Source organism: Candidatus Poriferisodalis sp. (assembly GCF_965198245.1).
Classification (GTDB): domain Bacteria; phylum Actinomycetota; class Acidimicrobiia; order Acidimicrobiales; family Poriferisodalaceae; genus Poriferisodalis.
In genome coordinates, this window is the sequence record NZ_OZ240249.1 from 3,233,842 (window position 1) to 3,254,696 (window position 20,855).

At 66.9% G+C, this 20,855-nt stretch carries 23 protein-coding genes and 1 pseudogene; 2 read left to right on the forward strand and 22 right to left on the reverse strand.

Features of this window, described 5'->3' with window-relative positions; genetic code table 11:
- Positions 1-523: 523 nt before the first annotated feature.
- The 15 genes and pseudogenes from ACOCMM_RS14380 to ACOCMM_RS14450 all read right to left on the reverse strand — a co-directional run.
- Positions 524-661: pseudogene (locus ACOCMM_RS14380) on the reverse strand (translation initiation factor IF-2 N-terminal domain-containing protein); the annotation flags it as partial.
- Between the two features lie 99 nt (positions 662-760).
- On the reverse strand, positions 761-2,110 hold the full coding sequence (gene nusA / locus ACOCMM_RS14385; RefSeq protein ID WP_419553822.1) for a transcription termination factor NusA: 1,350 nt from the start codon (positions 2,108-2,110) through the stop codon (positions 761-763).
- Complete coding sequence (gene rimP / locus ACOCMM_RS14390; RefSeq protein ID WP_419553823.1) at positions 2,107-2,796, reverse strand: ribosome maturation factor RimP; 690 nt, start codon at positions 2,794-2,796, stop codon at positions 2,107-2,109. The genes nusA and rimP overlap by 4 nt, the downstream gene beginning before the upstream one ends.
- A 197-nt stretch (positions 2,797-2,993) precedes the next feature.
- Positions 2,994-4,211, reverse strand: coding sequence for a flavodoxin-dependent (E)-4-hydroxy-3-methylbut-2-enyl-diphosphate synthase (ispG, locus tag ACOCMM_RS14395; protein ID WP_419553824.1), 1,218 nt, complete (start codon positions 4,209-4,211; stop codon positions 2,994-2,996).
- Positions 4,212-4,235: 24 nt separating this feature from the next.
- On the reverse strand, positions 4,236-5,477 hold the full coding sequence (locus ACOCMM_RS14400; RefSeq protein WP_419553825.1) for a M50 family metallopeptidase: 1,242 nt from the start codon (positions 5,475-5,477) through the stop codon (positions 4,236-4,238).
- Positions 5,474-6,628, reverse strand: a complete 1,155-nt coding sequence (gene dxr, locus ACOCMM_RS14405) for a 1-deoxy-D-xylulose-5-phosphate reductoisomerase (protein WP_419553826.1) — start codon at positions 6,626-6,628, stop codon at positions 5,474-5,476. Before dxr ends, ACOCMM_RS14400 begins: the two co-directional genes overlap by 4 nt.
- 4 nt (positions 6,629-6,632) lie before the next feature.
- On the reverse strand, positions 6,633-8,060 hold the full coding sequence (locus ACOCMM_RS14410; protein WP_419553827.1) for a phosphatidate cytidylyltransferase: 1,428 nt from the start codon (positions 8,058-8,060) through the stop codon (positions 6,633-6,635).
- Positions 8,061-8,080: 20 nt separating this feature from the next.
- The gene (frr, locus tag ACOCMM_RS14415; RefSeq protein WP_419554890.1) at positions 8,081-8,602 is read right to left on the reverse strand and encodes a ribosome recycling factor; all 522 of its coding nucleotides are present in this window, start codon (positions 8,600-8,602) and stop codon (positions 8,081-8,083) included.
- A 115-nt stretch (positions 8,603-8,717) separates the two neighbouring features.
- Positions 8,718-9,485, reverse strand: coding sequence for a UMP kinase (pyrH, locus tag ACOCMM_RS14420; RefSeq protein ID WP_419553828.1), 768 nt, complete (start codon positions 9,483-9,485; stop codon positions 8,718-8,720).
- 8 nt (positions 9,486-9,493) lie between these two features.
- The gene (gene tsf / locus ACOCMM_RS14425) at positions 9,494-10,300 is read right to left on the reverse strand and encodes a translation elongation factor Ts (RefSeq protein ID WP_419553829.1); all 807 of its coding nucleotides are present in this window, start codon (positions 10,298-10,300) and stop codon (positions 9,494-9,496) included.
- A gap of 1 nt (position 10,301) precedes the next feature.
- A complete protein-coding gene (gene rpsB, locus ACOCMM_RS14430) occupies positions 10,302-11,345 on the reverse strand; it encodes a 30S ribosomal protein S2 (protein ID WP_419553830.1) in 1,044 nt (347 codons plus the stop codon).
- A 160-nt stretch (positions 11,346-11,505) separates the two neighbouring features.
- On the reverse strand, positions 11,506-11,958 hold the full coding sequence (locus tag ACOCMM_RS14435) for a murein hydrolase activator EnvC family protein (protein ID WP_419553831.1): 453 nt from the start codon (positions 11,956-11,958) through the stop codon (positions 11,506-11,508).
- Between the two features lie 95 nt (positions 11,959-12,053).
- On the reverse strand, positions 12,054-12,956 hold the full coding sequence (locus ACOCMM_RS14440) for a tyrosine-type recombinase/integrase (protein WP_419553832.1): 903 nt from the start codon (positions 12,954-12,956) through the stop codon (positions 12,054-12,056).
- Positions 12,957-13,019: 63 nt separating this feature from the next.
- Positions 13,020-14,180 carry a DNA-processing protein DprA gene (gene dprA / locus ACOCMM_RS14445; protein WP_419553833.1) on the reverse strand — a complete coding sequence of 387 codons (1,161 nt, stop codon included), beginning with the start codon at positions 14,178-14,180 and terminating at the stop codon, positions 13,020-13,022.
- Complete coding sequence (locus ACOCMM_RS14450; protein WP_419553834.1) at positions 14,177-15,694, reverse strand: YifB family Mg chelatase-like AAA ATPase; 1,518 nt, start codon at positions 15,692-15,694, stop codon at positions 14,177-14,179. The genes dprA and ACOCMM_RS14450 overlap by 4 nt, the downstream gene beginning before the upstream one ends.
- 205 nt (positions 15,695-15,899) lie before the next feature.
- On the opposite strand from ACOCMM_RS14450, the gene ACOCMM_RS14455 reads away from it, so the two are divergent.
- Both ACOCMM_RS14455 and ACOCMM_RS14460 read left to right on the forward strand, forming a co-directional pair.
- Positions 15,900-16,040, forward strand: coding sequence for a hypothetical protein (locus tag ACOCMM_RS14455; RefSeq protein ID WP_419553835.1), 141 nt, complete (start codon positions 15,900-15,902; stop codon positions 16,038-16,040).
- Positions 16,041-16,048: 8 nt separating this feature from the next.
- Entirely contained in the window at positions 16,049-16,258 is a 210-nt protein-coding gene (locus ACOCMM_RS14460; RefSeq protein ID WP_419553836.1) for a hypothetical protein, read from the forward strand.
- 12 nt (positions 16,259-16,270) lie between these two features.
- Here ACOCMM_RS14460 and ACOCMM_RS14465 read toward each other — a convergent pair whose 3' ends face one another.
- The 7 genes from ACOCMM_RS14465 to ffh form a co-directional block, all read right to left on the reverse strand.
- Positions 16,271-16,615 carry a YraN family protein gene (locus tag ACOCMM_RS14465; protein WP_419553837.1) on the reverse strand — a complete coding sequence of 115 codons (345 nt, stop codon included), beginning with the start codon at positions 16,613-16,615 and terminating at the stop codon, positions 16,271-16,273.
- A 46-nt stretch (positions 16,616-16,661) separates the two neighbouring features.
- Complete coding sequence (gene rplS / locus ACOCMM_RS14470; RefSeq protein WP_419553838.1) at positions 16,662-17,006, reverse strand: 50S ribosomal protein L19; 345 nt, start codon at positions 17,004-17,006, stop codon at positions 16,662-16,664.
- 99 nt (positions 17,007-17,105) lie between these two features.
- Positions 17,106-17,840 (reverse strand): tRNA (guanosine(37)-N1)-methyltransferase TrmD, encoded by a 735-nt coding sequence (trmD, locus tag ACOCMM_RS14475; protein WP_419554891.1) that lies wholly within the window; start codon positions 17,838-17,840, stop codon positions 17,106-17,108.
- A 31-nt stretch (positions 17,841-17,871) separates the two neighbouring features.
- Positions 17,872-18,432, reverse strand: a complete 561-nt coding sequence (gene rimM, locus ACOCMM_RS14480; RefSeq protein WP_419553839.1) for a ribosome maturation factor RimM — start codon at positions 18,430-18,432, stop codon at positions 17,872-17,874.
- A 37-nt stretch (positions 18,433-18,469) separates the two neighbouring features.
- A complete protein-coding gene (locus ACOCMM_RS14485; protein WP_419553840.1) occupies positions 18,470-18,742 on the reverse strand; it encodes a KH domain-containing protein in 273 nt (90 codons plus the stop codon).
- Positions 18,739-19,188 (reverse strand): 30S ribosomal protein S16, encoded by a 450-nt coding sequence (rpsP, locus tag ACOCMM_RS14490; protein WP_419553841.1) that lies wholly within the window; start codon positions 19,186-19,188, stop codon positions 18,739-18,741. The genes ACOCMM_RS14485 and rpsP overlap by 4 nt, the downstream gene beginning before the upstream one ends.
- 184 nt (positions 19,189-19,372) lie before the next feature.
- Positions 19,373-20,854, reverse strand: a complete 1,482-nt coding sequence (ffh, locus tag ACOCMM_RS14495; RefSeq protein WP_419553842.1) for a signal recognition particle protein — start codon at positions 20,852-20,854, stop codon at positions 19,373-19,375.
- Position 20,855 lies beyond the last annotated feature (1 nt).

Consider the following 20,855-nt stretch of genomic DNA (forward strand, 5'->3'; position numbering starts at 1 on the left):
ACGGGGGCGGCGGCAGTTCTGGGTTGGCCGCGTCGGAGGGAGCTGGTCTCGAAGGCACCGCCGGTTCGTCGGTTCTAGCCGCCGGTCGCTGAAGTGGCGGAAGAACCGGCCGCGCGGATTCTTGGCCGCTTGAAGTGACCAGACGCCGCGGCGGCGGCAAGTCGGGCGGGAGGGTGCCCGGCGGCGGCATTTCCGGCGGGAGCGGTGGTGCGGACTCGGCTGGTGCCGCCGGCCGAGGCCCTGTTGGCGCTGGCGCTTCTGCGGTAGGAATGGGTTCAGGCGTCTGCGGAACGGGCTCCGGGGCGGGCGCAGATTGCGGACGTGGCTTCGATTCGGCCGGGGCGGGCCGGGCCGGGCGAGCCGGACGAGCGGCTGGTGTGGATCTGGGCGCCGCTGGGGACTCTGGACGTTGTGGCGCTCGCTCGGCCGCATCGGCGGACTTCGCGGGTGCCTTGCGAGTCCTGCGAGCCTTTGGCTTCGATTCTTCACGAATCAGTCCCTCACGTGCGGCCTTACGCCGGACGCGGTCAGCCTGAGCGTCCTCCATGCTGGACGAGTGCGTCTTCACACCGATGCCCAGCGACTCGCATACGTCGAGCACCTCGGTGAGCGTTATGCCCAGCTCTTTGGAGAGCTCGTGAACGCGAACTTTCTTCGGCAAGCGGTCGGTCTTTCTTTCGGGAGTTCTGTCGTAAGTTGATGGGGCGCCCAGCAGGACTCAGGAAATGGAACGGGGACGCGGCGAGACGGGCCATGGGCCTCAGGGCGTCGCCGAGTCCGATGGAAGCGTACTGGGGTCGGTGTGGGCCTCTGCAGGGGTCTCATCGGCGCCATCGCCAATCGGAGCGTCATCGCCGACCGGAGCGCCATCGCCAATCGGAGCGTCATCGCCGACCGGAGCGTCATTACCAATCGGAGCGTCATCGCCAATCGGAGCGTCATCGCCGACCGGAGCGTCATTACCAATCGGAGCGCCATCGGCGGTCTCGTCGACCTCTTGCTGTTCGGTGACTGCCTCGGACCACTGGCCTGCTGTGATCGCTTCGCCGCCGTCAGCAGGAACCCAGGTCTGCTCGCCCGTATCCGGGTTCGTCACCCACTCTCCCTCGGCCCACTCCTCTCCTGAGTAGCCGGCCTCCTCCTCGGCAATCTGCGTTTCGCTCTTGATGTCGATCCGCCAGCCGGTCAACCGGGCCGCCAGGCGAGCGTTCTGGCCCTCGCGGCCGATCGCCAGCGACAGCTGGTGGTCGGGCACGATGACCTCCGCCACACCCTGTTCGGAGTGGAAGCGGACCTCCCGGACGCGAGCCGGGGACAGCGCCTTGGCCACAAAATCGTGGAGGTCGTCAGAGAACGGGACAATGTCGATCTTCTCGCCTCGCAGCTCGTTCACGACCTGACGGACGCGGCTGCCGCGGGCCCCGACGCATGCGCCGACCGGATCGATGTTGGAGTCGTTCGACCACACAGCGATCTTCGTGCGATGGCCGGGTTCGCGCGCACACGCCTTCAGCTCGACAACACCGTCGGAGATTTCGGGGACCTCCAGCTTGAACAGCTCACGAATAAGTCCCGGGTGCGTGCGCGACACGACGATCTGCGGGCCCTTGGCGGTCTTGCGCACCTCCACGATGTATGCCTTGAGGCGGCTGTTCGGCTCTGGCCGCTCGTAGGGCACCTGCTCGGATTGGGGCAGCAATGCCTCGACGCGACCCAGGTCGAGCAGGGTGTAACGAGCATCGTTCTGCTGGATGATGCCGGTGACGATGTCGCCCTCCCGCCCGGCGTACTCGTCGTACTTCATGTCGCGCTCGACCTCGCGGATGCGCTGGTTCAAGACCTGCCGGACGGTCTGGGCCACGATCCGCCCGAGATCGTGCGGTGTGTCGTCCCACTCCCGCAAGACAGTTCCCAATTCGTCGACTTCCTGCGCGTAGACCGTGATGTTGAACGACTCGTCGATGATGACGTACGCCTGCTCAGCGGCACCCTCGCGGCGCTTGTAGGCCGATTCGAGGCCGTTCGCTACTGCCTCGAGCAACACCTCGGTGCTCATGCCCTTCTCGGCGGCGAGTGCTTTGAGCGCCTCCATGATCTCGGGGCTGTTCATCGTCCCTGCCTTCCTGGCTTACTACGAGGGCCTGACTTGCTGTGAGGGGTGCTGGGCGATGCAGGCTTGCCCCGCGGGCGCGGACCCCATTCAAATGTCGTGCGGGCCTTGGCGATGTCGTTGAATGGCACCGTCAAGATCTGGCCAATCTCATCCGGTCGGGCTTGGGTGTGGCTCTGCTCTCCACTGGAAATCTCCTCGACGCGGACCGAGACGCCGGAGGGGTCGGATTCCAGAATCTCGCCGACGATACGCCGCCGCGGCGATTCGCTGGTCCGGATCACCACCTGCTCGCCGACAGCACCTGCAAAATGTTCTGGGCGGCGCAAGCTGCGCTCGAGCCCAGGGCTGGACACTTCGAGCACGTACCGGCCCTCGATCACGTCGGCGGCATCGAGAGCCGCGGACAGCCTGCGGCTCAGTCGGCCGAGTGCCTCGACGCCGATGGCGCCCCCGGTCATGGCAGAAGCCAGCACGACCAGGGTCCCGCCTCGCCATTGCACGTCGTAAAGGGCACAGCCGATCTCGGTCGCCACCGGGCCAGCGAGCTCCGCTATTTCGGCGGGGTGAGCACTTGCGGGGGCGCGCGAGGCCGCAGCGGTGTGAGTCATCGCAACCTCCCTGTCCGCGTCGCCCCAGCCGCCCTCGGGGCTGTGCCTGCGGAACCGGCGCTTGCACCGGATCATGCAAGGACGCTTGCGCAGAGCCCACGACCAGCCGAAACTGTCCTGCGGACCCCACGCTACCAGTGCGGTCGTGGGGTTCCCGACTGCGGAGACGGGTTTGTGCGCGGCTAGCGGCCCCAGGGCCCGAGCGGCCCGTGAGCGCAGCGAACAAGAGCGCGAGACAACAGCCTCGTCAGTGGTGGCCGCATGTGGCGCGGCTAGCGGCTCCGAATGAGGGCAACGCGCTCGGCGGCGTGGTTGACATCGTCACCCTGCTCGCTCGCCTGCGCAGCTCGATCAGCTTCAGCTGCTGCTGCGGCGCCGGCCTCGGCTCTCCCAAGTGCGGCCTCGACGCCGTCGGCCGCCACGATCTTGGCCCACTTCACCAAAGCCGCGACCATCTCGTCCTCGGGCACTACGGCCACGACTTGGCCCTTGACGAACAGGTGACCGCGCGAGCGGCCTGCTGCTATGCCCAGATCGGCGCTGCGGGCCTCGCCGGGCCCATTCACCACGCAACCCATGACGGCCACCTGCACGGGCAGATCCAAGCCTTCAAAGGTTGCTTGTGCCTCTTGGGCCACCGAGATCACGTCCACCTCCGCCCTGCCGCACGAAGGGCAGGCAACAAGATCGGTGCCGGAACGCTCCCGCAGTCCGAGTGCCCCGAGCAGCTGCTGGCCGGCAGTGGCCTCTTGGACGGGGTCGGCCGTCAGGCTGTAGCGAATGGTGTCGCCGATGCCCTCGTTCAGCAGGGTCGCGATGCCAGCGGTGGCCTTCACCAGGCCGGCCGGCGGGGGTCCAGCCTCGGTGACGCCGAGATGCAAGGGAAAGTCAACTGCGTCGGCGAGCATCCGGTAAGACTCCACCATCAGCGTCACGTCGCTGGCCTTCACCGAGATCTTGACGTCGTCGAATCCCACCTCTTCGAAGTACGCGAGCTCTCGCTTGGCCGATTCCACCAGCGCGGCGGGAGTCATGCCGTATCGCGCCTCGATGTCGGGATCGAGGGACCCGCCGTTGACGCCGATGCGGATCGGGACGCCGCGGTCCCGGGCCTCGGACGCCACGGCGCGTATCTGGTCAGGCTTGCGGATATTGCCTGGATTCAGCCGCAGGCAGGCCACTCCGGCGTCGAGCGCTGCCAGCGCGAGCCGGTACTGGAAGTGGATGTCGGCCACCAAGGGCACGGGCGAGCGGGGAACGATGTGCGCAAGCGCCTCCACAGCCGCAACGTTGTTCGCGGTGCAGCGGACGATGTCGGCCCCGGCCCCGGCCAGCGCATAGATCTGGGCGAGCGTGCCGTCGACGTCCGATGTCTTCGTCGTCGTCATCGACTGCACAGAAATGGGTGCCCCACCCCCGACGGCGACCGAGCCGACGTTCACTTGGCGTGTGTGGCGCCGGACGTAGCGCCCAGATGACTCAAGCGTCATGGCCACCTCTCTCAGATCCACCGGTCACAGGTCCACCGGGTTGGCGATATCGAGATACAGCAGACCTACTGCCAGCAGTGCGAGTGCGGCGACCACGACGGTGGCGAGCGGCGCAAGTTTGCTCGGATCGATCAAGTATCGGCCGCGACCCCCGCGTTCTCGCCAGCGTTCATAGGTAGCGACAGCCACATGACCTCCGTCGAACGGCGGCAGCGGCAACATATTGAACACACCGAGGAAGACGTTCACCAGCGCGAACATCAGCGCGCGCTCGGACCAGCCCCAAGATGTGTCCGACGCCAGGTCCACGATGCCGTAGACCCCCAATGGACGCATGCCCAGGTTGCTGTTCGCCGAAGGATCACCGGGCGGCGACACGATGCGGTCGACAACGTCGCCGAAGTTCGCGAACAAGCCCCAGATGCCTCGTACAGAGTCGACTATTGAGCGCCCAAGGTCGACCAATGCCTGGACTACCGCAGTCGGCAGACCGACGGTCTCGTAGACGATGACCCACTCGGGCCGAACACCCAAGAGCCCTGACCCAGTACCGGGATCTGTTGCCAGCTCTGCCTCTACGGTGCGCAGGACGCCATCTCGCTCGATCTCCAGCGACACCCGCTCGCCGGGTCGGGACTGCACCTGGGACACGAAGACGTCCCATTCCTCGGTGGCTGCACCGTTCAACTTCACGATGCGGTCGCCGGCCTCGATGCCTGCCGCATCCGCCGGGAATGTGACTCCGTCTCGCTGTGTGACCACTTCGGCGACCTGCCAGTTGTTCCCATCGCGAGTCGGCGCGCCGAGCGCTGCATGCACCACTCCGAACGCGACGAGCGCGAGGCACAGATGCATGAGCGAGCCGGCGCACACGACCAGCAACCGGCGCGGATAGGTCTGGGTGCGGTAGGCCCGGCTCTCGTCGCCCGGTTCCACGGGTTCGGAGCGCGACATGCCGATGATGCGCACGTATGCCCCGAGCGGCAGCGCGCGCAGTCCGAACGACGTCTCTCCGCGTCGGAAGCTCCACAGACGGGGGCCGAAGCCCAGAAAGAAGTCGGTGACCTTCATCCCGACGGCACGAGCGGCCGCGAAATGGCCGAACTCGTGCATGAACAGCACACCGGCAAGCACCGCTGCGGCACCTACGGCGAACGGGTAGCTCCAAGCCAGCACCACCAGCGCCACGAGCCCCACGATCCAGCGAGCAGTGCGCGCCGCCGAGCTTGGTGCCGCGGGTTCTGGCTCGTCGGTGTGGCCTTTCATGATCGGATTCCCACCACTGCGTCGGCGGCTCGGCAGCGGCCAGCTCGATCAGCTGCGATCACGGCGTCCACGCTGTCAGCCGCGGCGCCGTCATGGTGCTGCATCGCGCTGTCGATAACGGTGGCGATCTCGTGCCACCGCAGCCGGCCATCCAGGAATGCGGCCACGGCCTCTTCGTTGGCCGCATTGAGCCACGCCGGGGCGGTGCCTCCGGTTCGGCCCGCCTCGTAGGCAAGGTTCAAGCAGCCGAAAGTGTCGGTATCGGGCAGCTCAAAGGTGAGGCTCCCCAATGCAGACCAGTCAACGGCCCCAAAGGGTGTCCCGATGCGCTCGGGATAGGCCAGGGCGTAGCCAATCGGGAGACGCATATCGGGCAGCGAAAGTTGCGCGACGGTGCTGCCATCAGCGAAGGTCACCATCGAGTGGATCACCGACTGGGGTTGGATGACCACATCGATCTGGTCGTAGTCCACCCCGAACAGTTCGTGCGCCTCAATGACCTCGAGGCCCTTGTTCATGAGGGTCGACGAATCGACCGTGATCTTGGGTCCCATCGACCAGGTGGGGTGTGCCAAGGCGTCTGCGACTGTCACCTCACGCAGCGCCGCAGCGCCGCGGCCCCTGAAGGGCCCGCCGCTTCCGGTGAGAATCAGCTGCTCCGGCGCCGAGGCTTGGCCGGCGAGGCACTGGTGCAGGGCGCTGTGCTCGCTGTCGACCGGAATGAGCTCGGCGCCCGGCACGACTCGCAACGGCTGTACCAGCGGACCCGCTGCGATGAGGCTCTCCTTGTTGGCGAGCGCGAGGCGCCGTCCGGCCCGCAGTGCTGCCAGCGTGACTCCCAAGCCCGCGAAACCCACGATGCCGTTCACGACGACGTCGGCCCGGCCTGCCAGATCGGCGAATGCGTCGGGACCCGCCAGCACCTCGACGCCAGCAGGCAGCGCAGCCCGCAGCTCCCGAACCAATCTCGGATCGCCGATGCCGACGGCAGCCGGTTTGAACTCCGCAGTCTGCGCCGCGAGCTCGCTCACCGAGCTGTTCGCGCCAAGCGCGATGGCCCGGAACCGGTCCGGCTCAGCGCGCATCACCTCCAGCGTCTGGGTGCCGATCGAACCTGTCGATCCGAGCACCGCGACGGTCGTCGCGCCCATGGGCCTATCCCAACACGTATGTGCCGACGAAGTACGCCGCTGGCAATGCGAACAGCAGCGCGTCGAAGCGGTCGAAAACGCCGCCGTGACCGGGCAGCAGATTGCCCATGTCCTTCACGGCCACATCGCGCTTGACCAGCGACTGCGCCAGATCCCCGAGCGGCGCTGCGAGCGCGATGGCGAGGCTCAGCCACAACGCATCAAGCAGGCTTCCGGTCCACGGGAACACCCCGGGAAAACGGTTCAGCACCACAGTGGTGACCACCACCGACAGCACGATTCCCCCGATGAGCCCTTCGTGGGTCTTGTTGGGGCTGATTCGTGGTGAAAGCCGGCTCTGGCCGGTCGTGCGGCCGATGACAAAGCCGCCGACGTCGTACACGGCGGTCCCGATCACGGCGCCGATCAGCATCGAGTCGCCGTTGGGTTCGCGCAAGATCAGCGCAGCGAATGAGCCCAATCCGCCCACCCACAACAGACCGAGCGCGGTAATTGCCAAGTTCGCAGTGGGATGATCCCGCTCGATGCCGAGCAAGAACCAGCAGAAGATCGTCACGGCGGACACGGCCAGCACGATCGGATAGGCCTCTACGCCACGCAGGTGCACCCCGACGGTGAGGCCAGCGACGCCCGCGAGTCCTGCCAGCGTCGCTGGGCGGTATCCAAGCGGCCGGGCGGCCCGGTAGAACTCCGCTGCAGCCAGCACCAAGACAATCACGACGAGCGCGACGGTGGCGGCCTCGCCGAGCCGAAGCGCGCCGAAGAACAGCGCAGCCAGCACCAACCCGACGACGATGGCGGCGGGCAGGTTGCGACCGCTGCGGCCTGCATCAGAGGGGCCGTTGTGAAGGACGGTTCGGGTTTCGTCGCTCACGACTCCACGCTCCTCGTAGTCCTGGCTCCCCTCGCGCCAGTGCGAGGCCGACGCATCGAGCCGGGCCCATTGAGCGAAGCGATCAGGTTCAGATGTCACCGCGCCCGCCTCCGACGGTACTTCGCTTACGGCTGGCGCTGTTGCGACCGGCGCCGATGCGGCAGCGGTCTCAGTCCCGGTGTCTTGTGGCATCTCGGCCGGAATCGGCTCGATGTCGGCCTGCGGGACCTGCGGAGTTGTCTCGTCGTCGGGGGAATCGAACAACGGCTCATAACCAGCAGCATCGGGTGCGTCGGTTGGCGTTTGGGTCTCGCCGGCGAGACGCGGGTCGTCGGGCAGCTGCGGAAACAGTCGCGAACCCCCGCGACGCGCTGACTCTGGGGCACCAGAGTCCGGCGCAGGCGGATCCGCAGGCTCAGCCGGATCTGGGGGCGCGGGAGGGTCAGTCGACTCGAAGTTCACCAGCGGCCGGGTCGAGCCCAGCGGATCATCAGTAGCCGCTGGATCGCTCGGATCCCCACCAGGGTGCGCCGGCGGATGCTCGCTGCTCTCGGACATCTACATCCACACCTGTTCGGTCACACCTCGAGGAGTTCTTGCTCCTTGGCGTCCAACGCCCGATCAATGTCTCCGACGAACTTGGCGGTGTCGGCGTCGAGCTCCTGTTCGAAGCTGCGCTTCTGGTCGGCGGAGATCTCCTTCTCCTTTTCGAGCGTATCGAGATCGTGGCGAGCGCTGCGACGCAGATTGCGCACCGCGACGCGCCCGTCTTCGGCCATCTGTCTCACCACTCGTACCAGATCCTTGCGTCGATCCTCTGTCAGCGGGGGGAAGAGGAGGCGCAGAACATGGCCGTCACTCGATGGGTTGATGCCCAGGTCAGACTCCATGACCGCTTTGGAGATGGCGTCGAGCGCAACGCGGTCAAAGGGCTGGATGACCAGCATGCGAGCCTCGGGTACCGAGAATCCCGCCAACTGCTGCAGTGGAACGGCCGCGCCGTAGTAGTCGACCTGAAGCTTCTCGACCAGCGCCGGCGTTGCTCGGCCAGTCCGGACCGTGCCGAAGTTGCCGCGGGTGTGTTCGACGGCGCTGCGCATGCGCTGGCGAGCGTCTCCGCAAATCTCGGCGGCGAAATCGCTCACCTGACCAGCGTACCGGGGCCCGTTCGAGTGTCGCCGTCACTCACAAGCCCAGTGTTAGCCGCTGAACCGATCAACGCACCAGCGTGCCCAACGCTTCACCTTCGACGACGCTGCGGAAGTTCCCTCGCGTCATCAGATCGAAGACCACGATGGGAGTGGCGTTGTCCTTGCATACGGCGATGGCTGCGGAGTCCATCACTGCCAGCTCCCGGGAGAGCACTTCGAGAAACGTGACCTCGCTGAGGAGCTGAGCGTCGGGGTCCGTTTGCGGATCGGCCGTATAAACGCCGTCGACGCCCGAATGGGTGCCCTTCAGCACGACATCGGCGTCGACTTCCGCGGCACGCAGCGCCGCAGCGGTATCGGTCGTGAAGAACGGGTTGCCGGTACCTGCCGCGAAGATCACCACGCGACCCTTTTCCAGGTGGCGCACAGCGCGACGTCGGATGTACGGCTCTGCGATCTGAGCCATCCCGATGGCGGTCATCACCCGGGTGGGCACCTCCCGCCGCTCGAGGGCATCTTGCAGCGCGAGCGCATTGATGACGGTGGCGAGCATGCCCATGTAGTCAGACTGGGCGCGGTCCATGCCGCCAATCGAGCCTGCCATGCCACGCCAGATGTTGCCGCCCCCGACCACGACGGCGATATCGACTTCCAAGGAGGCCGACACATCGGCAATCTCCGATGCCAGCGCGTCGACCACCAAGGCGCTCACGTTGTGACCCCCAGGTTCAGCCAAAGCTTCGCCAGACAGCTTCAGCACCACCCGCTTCCACTTCGGCGGGCCTTCCCAACGACGGGGCCTCTGCGGCTCGTCAGACACAGCCGCAGCCACCGGAGCGCTCAGCGGCCGATCTCGACCTGTACGAAACGCGTCACGGTTGCCGACCCGACGACGTCGGCTACCGATCGTTTCTCGTCCTTCACGAACTTCTGCTCCATGAGCGTGTGCTCGCGCAGATAGCCCGTCAGACGGCCTTCGACGATCTTTCCCAGTGCCGCCTCCGGCTTGCCCTCATTCCGGCTGATGGCCTCGAACGTGGCCCGCTCGCGGTCAAGCACGTCCGCAGGTACATCCGAGCGCCGGATATAGGTGGGGCGGCTGCTGGCGATGTGCAGCGCAACGTCGTGGGCAACTTCGGGGGTCGCTCCGTCGAGTTCCACGAGTACAGCATTGACGCCACGGCCGTTCTGCTGGTGGACGTAGGCGTCGATACACGAACCGGCTGGTGCCTCGAAGTGCTCGACCGAGCCGATAGCAATGTTTTCCTTGAGCGTGATCTTGAGGTCGTCGATGGCTCCGGCCGCATCGGCAGCGGCTGACGGGCCGCCCGTGATCACATCGCTCAGCAGCTGATCTGCCATCGACAAGAACCCATCGGACTTGGCCACGAAATCTGTCTCGCAGCGCAATTCGACGAGGGCACCAACCGGGCCGTTGCCATTGGGGACCACGCGTGCCACCACGACGCCCTCGCTGTTGTCGCGACCGGCTCGCGCCGCGGACTTGGCGATGCCGTTCTCACGCAGCCATTGGGCCGCGGCCTCGGCGTTCCCGTCGCATCGGGTCAGCGCGTTCTTTGCATCCATCATCCCGGCGCCGGTGGCCTGGCGCAAGGCCTGGACATCCTTCGCGGTGAACGCAGCCATGTCAGCTGGCTCCTTGCGTTCGGGTTGACGCGGTGACGGTTTCGGATTCGCCAGTCTCAGCGGCAGGCTGTTCGGCAGGCTGTTCGGCAGGCTCGACCTCAAGGGTCTCCGCAGCGTCATCGGAGGACTCGTCGTCGCTGCCGGCATCGGGGGATGCAGCAGGAGCCTCCGCGGAGCGCATGTCAGGAACCGCCGCGGCGGCAGCCGCCTTGGCGGCTTGGTCGGCAGCGATACGTGCTTCGCGCGCAGCAGCCTCGGCCATTGCCGCACGTTGTGCCTCGGCCTGCTGCGCGGCGATGCGCGCTTCTTCGGTTGGCGAACGCTCCCCTGCTGGGGCCACTGCCACACCGCTGCGCTCGGCCATGTACCGACCTTCCCGGGCGGCATCTGCCATGACCCGGCACAACAGTTCGGTCGAGCGGATGGCGTCGTCGTTGCCCGGGATAACGTAGGTGATCGGGTCGGGATCGGAGTTCGAGTCGGCAACGGCCACCACTGGCAGCTTCAGCCGGACGGCCTCGGCAACTGCGATGTATTCCTTCGGCGTATCGAGCACGAAAACGGCATCAGGCAGTTTGTCCATGTCCCGTATGCCGTGCAGGTTGCGTTGCAGCTTGGTGAGTTCGCGGGTGTGGAGGAGGGCTTCCTTCTTCGGCATGTTGTTGAAGTCACCGGCTGACTGCATCCGCTCGTACTCGAGCATCTTGGTGACACGACCGCGGATGGTGCGGAAGTTGGTCAGCATCCCGCCCAGCCAACGCTGGTTCACGTACGGCATGCCGCACGCGTCGGCGTGACGCTGAATCGGATACTGCGCTTGGCGCTTGGTACCGACGAACAGAATCGTTCCACCTTGCGCCACGGTGTCGCGTACGTACGCGTAGGCGTTCTCGAGGAGATCCAGCGTCTGCCGCAGATCGATGATGTAGATGCCGTTGCGCTCGCCCCACAAGAAGCGTTCCATCTTCGGATTCCAACGACGGGTTTGGTGGCCGAAATGGACGCCGGCTGCGAGCAGGTCGGACATGGTCACGACAGCGGACATGGGTTCTCCTCCCCACGGTTCGAAACTCTGCGCCGAGGACGACGCCGCTTTGGGAAGCGGCGACCGCAGGGTCGCCCCGGCTGGTCAGTCAATAGGTGGTGGTGCTGCGGTCCCGAAGAGACTGCGCCTCCCGAAGATTGGGCCTCCGGGCGACTGGGCCTTAGAGCACCGCAATGCCAGCGCCGGAGTGTAACCAGCGCAGTTGCAACCGGTACACCGAGGTTGACGCGGGCACGAGCCTCGGACGGCTGAGGGGTGGTCGCACGCCTGTGCTGGCGTCACCGTCGAAGATCAGGACTGGGTCGAGGTAGACCTCGCCCCGGCGCACGCCGACGTGGAGCCGGTCGGCCGTGGTACCGAGAAGCTGTCCCTGATGCACCCGTTCACCTCGTTTGACGCCGATGCCGGCAACCCCGGAGTACGAGACCCGCAAACCATCAGGGTGGCTCACGGTGACGTGCAACCGGCCTCCCACGGGTCCTGCGAAGCTGACAACGCCGCGTGCGGCTGCCCAGAACGATGAGCCAGGCTGGGTCGCAAACTCGAGGCCGCGATTGCCCGGCCCGTATTCGTGCGCTGGCGGCCTGAAGTGATCGACGATGGTCCCGTGCACGGGCCAGATGTAGGTCAGCGCCGGCTCAGCCTGTGCTGACGCCGGAGCGGTTCCGGCGGCCAAGACAGCCGCGCACGCGGCAGCGAACGCCACAGCTACGCGCGCGGGTGCGCCGACTCGTACACCTCTCGCAGTCGTTCCCTGCTGAGGTGGGTATAGATCTGCGTCGTCGCGAGCCGCTGGTGGCCGAGCAATTCCTGCACGACGCGCAAGTCGGCTCCCCCGTCGAGCAAGTGTGTGGCGTAGGTGTGTCGCAAGGCGTGCGGATGGGTCGGCACAGCGGAGTGCCGATCCAAGATCCGCTGAACGTCGCGTGTACCGAGCCGGTTGCCGCGCAAGTTCACGAACAGCGCAGCAGGGTCGCGATCGGCTCGATTGCGCAGACGCTGCGCATCGAATTCGTCGCTGCCGCCGTCCCTCCATGCTGCGAGCAGCGACACGGACGGCTCGCTGAGCGGCACACGGCGATGCTTGGCACCCTTGCCGATGACCTCGATGTGACTGTTGCCTGGCCGGAAGGCGCCGCGGTCGAGCTGGCACAGCTCGGCAACCCGCAGGCCGCTGCCGTACAGCATCTCGAGCACGAGCCGATCGCGTAGCTCCGTCGGGTCTGCGGGCACCGTGCCGTCGCCGAGCATCTCGGACACCTCGGCTGCGCCGAGCACGCGCGGCAAGCGTCCTGCGCCGGCGGGCGCGGCGAGCCCGAGCGTCGGATCGAGGTTGATCGCGCCGTCGCGCACCAGCCAGCCGTAGTAGCGCCTCAACGCCGATGCCTTGCGGGCCACGGACCGTCGCGACAGCCCGCGAACCGTCAGAAACGCGACGTAACGCCGAAGCCAACGCCGGTTGATGTCGCCTGGATTGCCGTGGCCGGCTCGGGAGGCCCAATCGGCGAATTGGCAAAGATCGGTCCGATACGCGCGCTTGGTGGACTCCGATGCCGCAGTGAGCGACAGCAAGAATTCTCCGACTCGCCACTCCGGGGGCGCTAGGTCCACCAGATCCACAGTACCGAGGAGTGCCCGCCCCTTCGCAAGCGCGATCGCGGCGATGCGGATATCTCATCTGGACTTCTCCCACCATCCGCCCGTCTCGGTGACCCAGCCTGAGAGCTGCAGCCGGCCGAGCGAAGATGCCAGTTCCGCCAGCGTCGCTTCGACTCGCAACGCCAGCTCATCGACCGAGCGGGGTCCGCCGATCAGCTCGTCCAGAACCTGACGGCCGAGATTGTCTTCGGGTGCTTCGGGCACGGCAGCCCCGGCCGGAGAGCCAGCGTGCTCTCCCAGAGCCAGCAGGACATCGGACACGTCGCACACGGGCGCACATCCGTCCGCGAGCAGACGGTTCGTGCCGACTGACGTCGCGCTGGTGATCGGCCCGGGCACCGCCATCACGGGCCGATCTTGCTCAACAGCAGCGTCGACGGTGTACATCGAGCCGCCCGAGGCACCCGATTCGACCACGACCAGTACCTCGCTCAGCGCAGCCACGATGCGATTGCGAGCGGGAAAATGCCACTGCACGGCCGGAGTGCCGAGCGGATACTCGCTGAGCAGCGTTCCGTTCTGCGCGACATCCGCCCACAGCGTCCGGTTGGCGGCCGGGTACACGCAATCCAGACCGCTGCCAACGACACCGATGACAGGACCGCCCGCATCCAGCGCGGCACGCTGCGCGATGCCATCTATGCCAGTGGCAAGACCTGACACCACCGCTACCCCATGGGCAGCCAGGCCCGTCCCGAGCAGCTGTGCCACGGTGCGGCCGTATGCGCTGCAGCGACGCGTACCGACAATGCCGACCCGCCTGGGGCCCGGCTCTAGCGGCGCTCCCTGCCCGAACAGCACCGCTGGAGGCTCGGGCTCCGATTGCCACAGCTCGGCAGTGCCGTGACTGTGGGGAACGTGCAGCCAGACACCCGCTCTCGTGTGCGCTTCGAGCAAGTCCGCCCCGATCGGCCGCTCGCCGCGTGCAGCTCGGTCAAGCGCTGCGGCTGCGTGCCGCTGCCACGTCGCGATCAACGTTGCGTCCACGCCCCGGCAAGCGCTCAGCGCGGCAACCGTTGCAGCCCGACCGCAGCGCAAGTCCTCGACAGCATCGAGTGCAGCGCGGTCACCGAGCAGGGCCCGTAGGCGCGCCGGTCCAATTCGGGGCAAGGAGCACAATTCGAGCAGCGCTCCGAACTCTGACCGCTCGCCGGCATCACTCGATTCAAGGTTCATGTAGCTGCCGCGGGAACGTGCAGGCCTCTGACGCTCGCACGCAGCGCTAGTGCTTCGTTCAAGCGTTCAGCGTCGATGACCGGCTCGTCGCCGTCGAGGTCGCACAACGTCATGGCGACGCAACGGACACGGTGCAATCCCCGGCCACTGAGCAGTCCGGTGGCCAAGCGCATTCGCAGTTCGCGGCGGGCGGCCGCGGTGATCGGGGCGTGACGCTCCAGCTGCTGGGAGGTCAGCTCGACGTTCGTCGCCACGCCGCGGCCAGCGGCCCGGGCACGTGCCGCCGTTACCCGTGCGCCGACCGCCGCGGTGGATTCGCCACGAGCGCCGTCGAGCAGCTGATCGGGTTCGGGACGCTGAACTTGAACACGAAGGTCAAAGCGATCGAGCAGCGGCCCTGACAGCCGGCGCAGGTACCGCAGCCGGGCATGGTCGGAGCATCGACAGGAATCGGGGCGGCCGGCTTGCCCGCACGGGCATGGGTTCATGGCAGCCACCAACAAGAACCGGGCGGGAAAGGTGCAGGCCCCCGACGCGCGACTGACCCGCACAACACCCTCTTCGAGTGGTTGGCGCATGGCGTCGAGCACACTCGGTGCGAACTCTCCCAGCTCATCGAGGAACAGCACGCCGCGATGGGCCAGCGAGATTTCTCCCGGGCGAATGGCCGTCGAGCCGCCGCCGATGAGTGCAGTCACGGTGGCGGTGTGATGCGGGCTGCGAAGTACGGGGCGGGTCGCGAGGCCCGTCGGCAACGGCAAGCCAGCGGCCGATTGGACCCGCGTCGCCTCCATCGCGAACTGGCGGCTGAGCTCAGGCAGCAGACCCACGAGCCGTCGAGCCAGCATGGTCTTGCCTGCACCGGGTGGTCCCAGCATGAGCAGGTGGTGACCGCCAGCAGCGGCAACCTCGACGGCTCGGCGGGCGAGTGGCTGGCCGATCACGTCACCGAGATCAGGTACTGGCACTGCGGGCGGTTGGGGCGGATCGGGCGGCGGATCTGGCCACGGCGCGCGGCCCGCGAGCACTGAGGCCAGCTGGCGCAGCGTTTGAACAGCGTGGACATCGCGAGGACTCGCAGCGAGAGCAAGGTGATACGACTCGGACGCGACGACGACGGCCCGGTCACGAAGCGCGTCGACAAGCGGCAGCACGCCCACCCCGCCCCGGATGACACCGTCGAGACCCAATTCGCCCAAGAACGCTTTGCCGCGTAGCGACTCGGCCGGAAGCTGCTCGGTGACGGCCAATACTGCGATGGCCATCGCCAGGTCCAAGACGGCGCCGCCCTTGCGCAGACCCGACGGTGCCAGGTTCAACGTGACGCGCCTGTCGGGCCAATCGAGTCCCGACGAGAGCACGGCGGCCCGGACCCGGTCCCGGGCCTCACGGCACGCTGCGTCAGGGAGACCGACGATGGTGAACGACGGCAGACCGTTGGAAACGTGCACCTCGACGGTGACAACATGACCGTCGACACCGACAAGCGTCGCGGCCGTTGCAGTAGCCAGCATGGGTCTCCTCCGGCAGTTCGGACCGGACGCAACCACACAGGGCGCTGTCCAGCGTTGACGGGGAAGCCCGCTCGGGGCCACGATCGAGTTGGCCTGTGGTGCGCCAGCGTGGTCGTGTTGCTCGCTGCCGCATGGACCTCTCCGGGACCGTAGATCACGCTCGCGCATCCCAAGGAAGGGTTTTCTGCCGGTCTGCGCCACGCCGATGCCGCGCTTGGAGGGCGATACTGCTCTCATGGGCTACAACCCGTATCGCGAGCACCGCACGACACGACTCGACTACGTGCTCCTGGCCGCAGCTGCGATCGCGGCGGCCGGCCTGGTGCTGTGGGCGTTGTTGGGCTGAGGTCTCAGATGCGCAAGCTTGAGCCAGTACCGGGCTTCGAAGTGCGCCGGGTGCAGCCGTATGAGGCAACCAAGCGGTATCTCTGCGGAGGCTGCGCCCACAGCATCGAGGCTGGTGTGGGTCACGTGGTCGCAGTGCCGACCGACAACCCTGATCTGCGACGCCACTGGCATTGGGGATGCTGGCAGGCCCGGGGCCGGCGACGGCCGGTGGGCTGAACGCCCTGGCTGTCAGAACGCCCCGCTGAGCACCTCGACGTTGCGACCCATGACCGCGGCTGCGTCGAAACGCACCGGCCCTTTCCAGCCGCCGCGCTGGCGCACATAGTGCGCGGCGAGGCGCCGGACTTGCTGCTGCTTGCGAGCAGTGATCGCCTCAAAGCCCGTCCCGAAGCGATCGCTTGAGCGAGTCTTCACCTCGCAGACCACCAGCTGTGTCCCGTCGGTGACGACAAGATCCAACTCGCCTGCGGGGCAACGCCAATTTCGGTCCAGCACGCGGTACCCACGCTCGATGTACCAGCGCTCGACAAGATCCTCGCCGTAGCGGCCAAGCGCTTGACGCCGAGCGGTCATACGCGCATCGCGCCCAGCCCCCGCCAGCGCGACCGAAGCTGGCCCGCTAGAAGCGCTTCTCGGGAATCCGGGCTGCCTTGCCGACGCGATCGCGCAAGTAGTAGAGCTTCGCCCTGCGCACATCGCCCACGGCCACGCGCTCGATCTTGGCAATGGTGGGAGCGTGCAGCGGAAATGTCCGCTCGACCCCCACGCCGAAGCTGAGCTTGCGTACCGTGAACGTCTCGCTGATGCCCGACGAATGGCGGGCGATCACATAGCCCTCGAACACCTGGGTTCGCTGCCGGTTGCCCTCGACGACCCGCACGTGGACGCGCACCGTGTCACCGGGGCCAAAGTCAGGATGATCGTCGCGAAGACGAGCCTGGTCGACCAGATCGGTGCTTCCCATAGCGATCCGACTCCCGTGACAGGCGTGACGACGATCACTGGAGGCTAGTGGTCCATCGCCGGATTGCCGCAGAGATGTGCCGTGACAGCCGCAATGACTTCAGCCGGATTCTCCGAGCTCCAGGTCGAACTCAGCGAGGAGCTCCCGGTCGAGGTCGCTCACGCCCCGCACCGCCAGCAGGTCGGGGCGCTCGCGTGCGGTTCGGACGAGCGCCATGGCTTGGCGCCAGCGACGGACCCGGGCGTGGTCGCCGCTGCGCAGCACTTCGGGCGCCTCGAGCCCGCGGAACGACGCAGGACGGGTCCAATGGGGATACTCCAGCAGACCCGCGGCAAAACTCTCGTCCGCGCTGGAAGCCGCATTGCCGAGCACGCCGGGCACCAACCTCCCAACGGCCTCGACGACGATCATGGCTGCGAATTCGCCGCCTGCCAGCACGACATCGCCGACGGAGATCGAGCCGTCCACGAGGTCGGTGCGGATGCGCTCGTCAACTCCCTCGTAGCGGCCGCACAGCAAGCTGAATCCGCCCGATGCCGCCAATTCGGAGGCCATGGGTTGATCGAATCGCCGGCCACCGGCATCAAGCAGCAACAACGGCCGCGGCGGCGAGACCGTCTCGACGGCAGCGAAGACGGGTTCGGGCATCAGGATCATGCCCGGGCCCCCCCCGAATGGAGCATCGTCAACCGTGCGGTGGGCGTCAGTGGTCGCCATTCGCAGATCCCTGCAGCGGATATCCAGCAGTCCTTCGGTGCGGGCCCGACCCAGCACGCTCAGCTGGCACATTGCGTCGAGCTCGGCAGCGAAGATCGAGAAGACGTCGATGCGCAGCCCAGTGGCGGGACTGGGTGCCGGAGCGGGCTCAGTGTCGATCGAGCTCGAAGAGCCCATCGGGCACCTCCACATGGACCGTGCCGGGCTCGCAGCGCACGACGAATGTCAGCGGCACGAGGTGGCCCGTGTCGAGCTCGAGCAGGTCCGCGGCCGGATTTGCCACCACGCTCGCGACCACGCCGGCGTCGTATCCGTGCTGATCGATGACTGAGCTGCCGCACAGCTCATGCACCCACAGCTCGTCAGGATCATCCAGCGGCTCGGCGAACAACGTCGTGCCTGTCAGCGCCGCCGCGCCATCACGGTCAACGATGCCGTCGAAGCTCACCAGCCAACGGTTGCCGTCACGGCGGGCGCCCGACACCACTCGCTCGCCAGCGGCGGTCACGAGCGTCGAACCGACGTCGAAACGCTCGAATCGGTTGGTGACCGGGTGCACGGCAACCTCGCCGCGCAATCCGTGTGCGCGTCCGATAGTTGCGATCTCCAGCAAGTCTGCCGGACGGATGCGCGGACTGACGAGCCTGCCTGCTTCCGTACCTGTCGTCTCCCGCTCTTGTTCGCTGCGCTCACGGGCCGCTCGGGCCACGGCTTCGCCCTGCGGCTCAGCCTCCGGACGGCGGGAATCAGTCCCGGAAGTCGACTTCGACCTGGACGCCATCGCGGTGGGCTGCGGCGCGCACCAGCGTGCGGATGGCGTTCGCGACGCGTCCTCGCTTGCCGATGACCCGACCGATGTCCTCTGAGCTCACGGTTGCCGTCAGGCTCAATTTCGATCCCGACTCGGCAATCTCGACTTCGACCTGGTCGGGATGCTCGACGAGCTGGGCAATGAGGTACAGCAGGACCTCTTCGGCGGTGGTGGTCTCGGTGTCTGCGGTGGTGTGGGCCTCGGTCACTGGACCTCCCCAGGTTCGGGTGTCTTCGGCTCAGACGCCGCAGGTTCGCCCGAGTCTTCTGTCGCCCCATCTTGTGGGGGGACTTCTGCACTGGGCTCTGGGCTGTCGAGCACCAGGTCGGGCTCCGGCGGCGGCGCGGGAGCTTCAGGGGCCGATTCTGTGGCCACGTCGGCGGGCTGGGGTGAACCCGGAGAGCGGAATTCGTCCCACGCGCCGGAAATCGTCAGCAGCTTGGAGACCGTTTCGCTCGGCTGGGCCCCGTGGTTGAGCCAGTGGACAGCGCGCTCATTGACGATCGAGATCGCAGAGGGCTCCTGCCGCGGGTCGTACGTTCCGATGACCTCCAGCACACGTCCGTCACGAGGCTTGCGACTGTCGACAGCGACGACGCGGTAGCTGGGCTGCTTCTTCTTGCCGGTGCGCTTGAGGCGCAGACGTACGGCCATGTTGCTCCCGGTTGGGTGATTTCGAAAGGGGGCTCGTTGTGGGGCGGGCGAACCGGCACATGAGGCATGACACATGGGGTTTGGTGAACCGATGGGCTGCCGCGCCGACGGCTGAGCCTAACGGGGCATCGCCTCGCAACCCCTTGATCGTCGAACCCGCAAAGGACGCAGCGACCGTCGGCGCTCAGCGGCCGGGCAGCTTCAGGTCCAGCGCATCCCAGTCGATGTCCTCGAGTGCGGGCTTCGTGTCGAGCTTGCCGGGCGACGGCGAACCCTTCGGCGACACGCGTCCTCCGCCCCCGGTGCGGGAGCTGCCGCCAGATCGGGTCGGACCACGCCCTCGCTTGCGGGCGGCCTTGCGGCTCGCTGGACGTCGCTTCGAGCCCATCCCCATCATGCCGCCCATCATCTTGCGCATCTGGGTGAACTGCTTGAGCAGGTTGGAAACCTGTGCCGACGACGTGCCGCTGCCTGCAGCGATGCGAGCCCGGCGAGAAGCGTCGATGATCTCCGGCGACACTCGCTCGGCTGGCGTCATCGACAGCACGATGGCCTCGGCGGTGTCGATCCGATCGTCGTCGATCTCGGCATCGCGGACCTGGTCGGAGATGCCTGGCATCATCTGCACGATGCTCTGCAAGCTGCCCATCTTGCGAAGCTGCCTGAGCTGATCCACGAAGTCGTCGAGTGTGAATGTGCCTTCGGCGAGACGTTGCGCTGCCGCAGTCGCCTCTTCTTCTTCGTAGACCTGCTCGGCCTTCTCGATGAGCGTGAGCACGTCGCCCATCCCGAGAATCCGGCTCGCCATCCGATCTGGATGGAACTGTTCGAAGTCGTCGATCTTCTCGCCGACTGAGGCAAACGCCACCGGACGGCCGACGACCTCGGCGACCGACAGCGCCGCTCCGCCACGAGCATCGCCGTCGAGCTTGGTCAGGATGATCCCGTCGACTTCGAGCGTGGCGTGGAACGCCTCGGCGGTCGCAACAGCGTCCTGGCCCACCATCGAGTCGACGATGAGGAACGTGTAGTGGGGTTCGACAGCGTCGGAGATGCGGGCCACCTCGGACATCAGCTCGACGTCGATCGCCAGCCGACCCGCCGTGTCGACGATGAGCACATCGCGGCCGGCCTGCCGGGCGTGTGCCAGGCCCCCGGCCGCGCAGGCGACAGGGTCACCCGGTTCGCTCCATACCTCCACATCGATGCTGCGGGCGAGCGTCCGCAGCTGCTCGACCGCTGCCGGACGCTGCAGGTCGGCTCCGACCAGCAGCGGGTTTCGGCCCTGGGACTTGCACCACTGGGCCAACTTGGCAGCCGCGGTCGTCTTGCCAGAGCCCTGAAGCCCAGCCAGCAGCACGACCGTCGGCGGCTTCGAAGCGAACTGGACGTTGAGCGGGCTGCCGCCCAAGATGTCGATGAGCTCGTCGTTGACGATCTTGGTGACCTGCTGGCCGGGCGTGAGGCTGGCCGTGACCTCGCCGCCGACGCTGCGCTCGCGGACCCGTTCTACGAAGCGGCGCACCACCCGAACGTTCACGTCGGCTTCGAGCAGCGCCAACCGGATCTCGGCCAATGCCTCGTCGACGTCGGCGGGGCGCATCCGCCCGCGACTGTGCAGCGCCCGAAGGGTGCCGGACAGGCGGTCAGTCAGCGTGTCAAACATC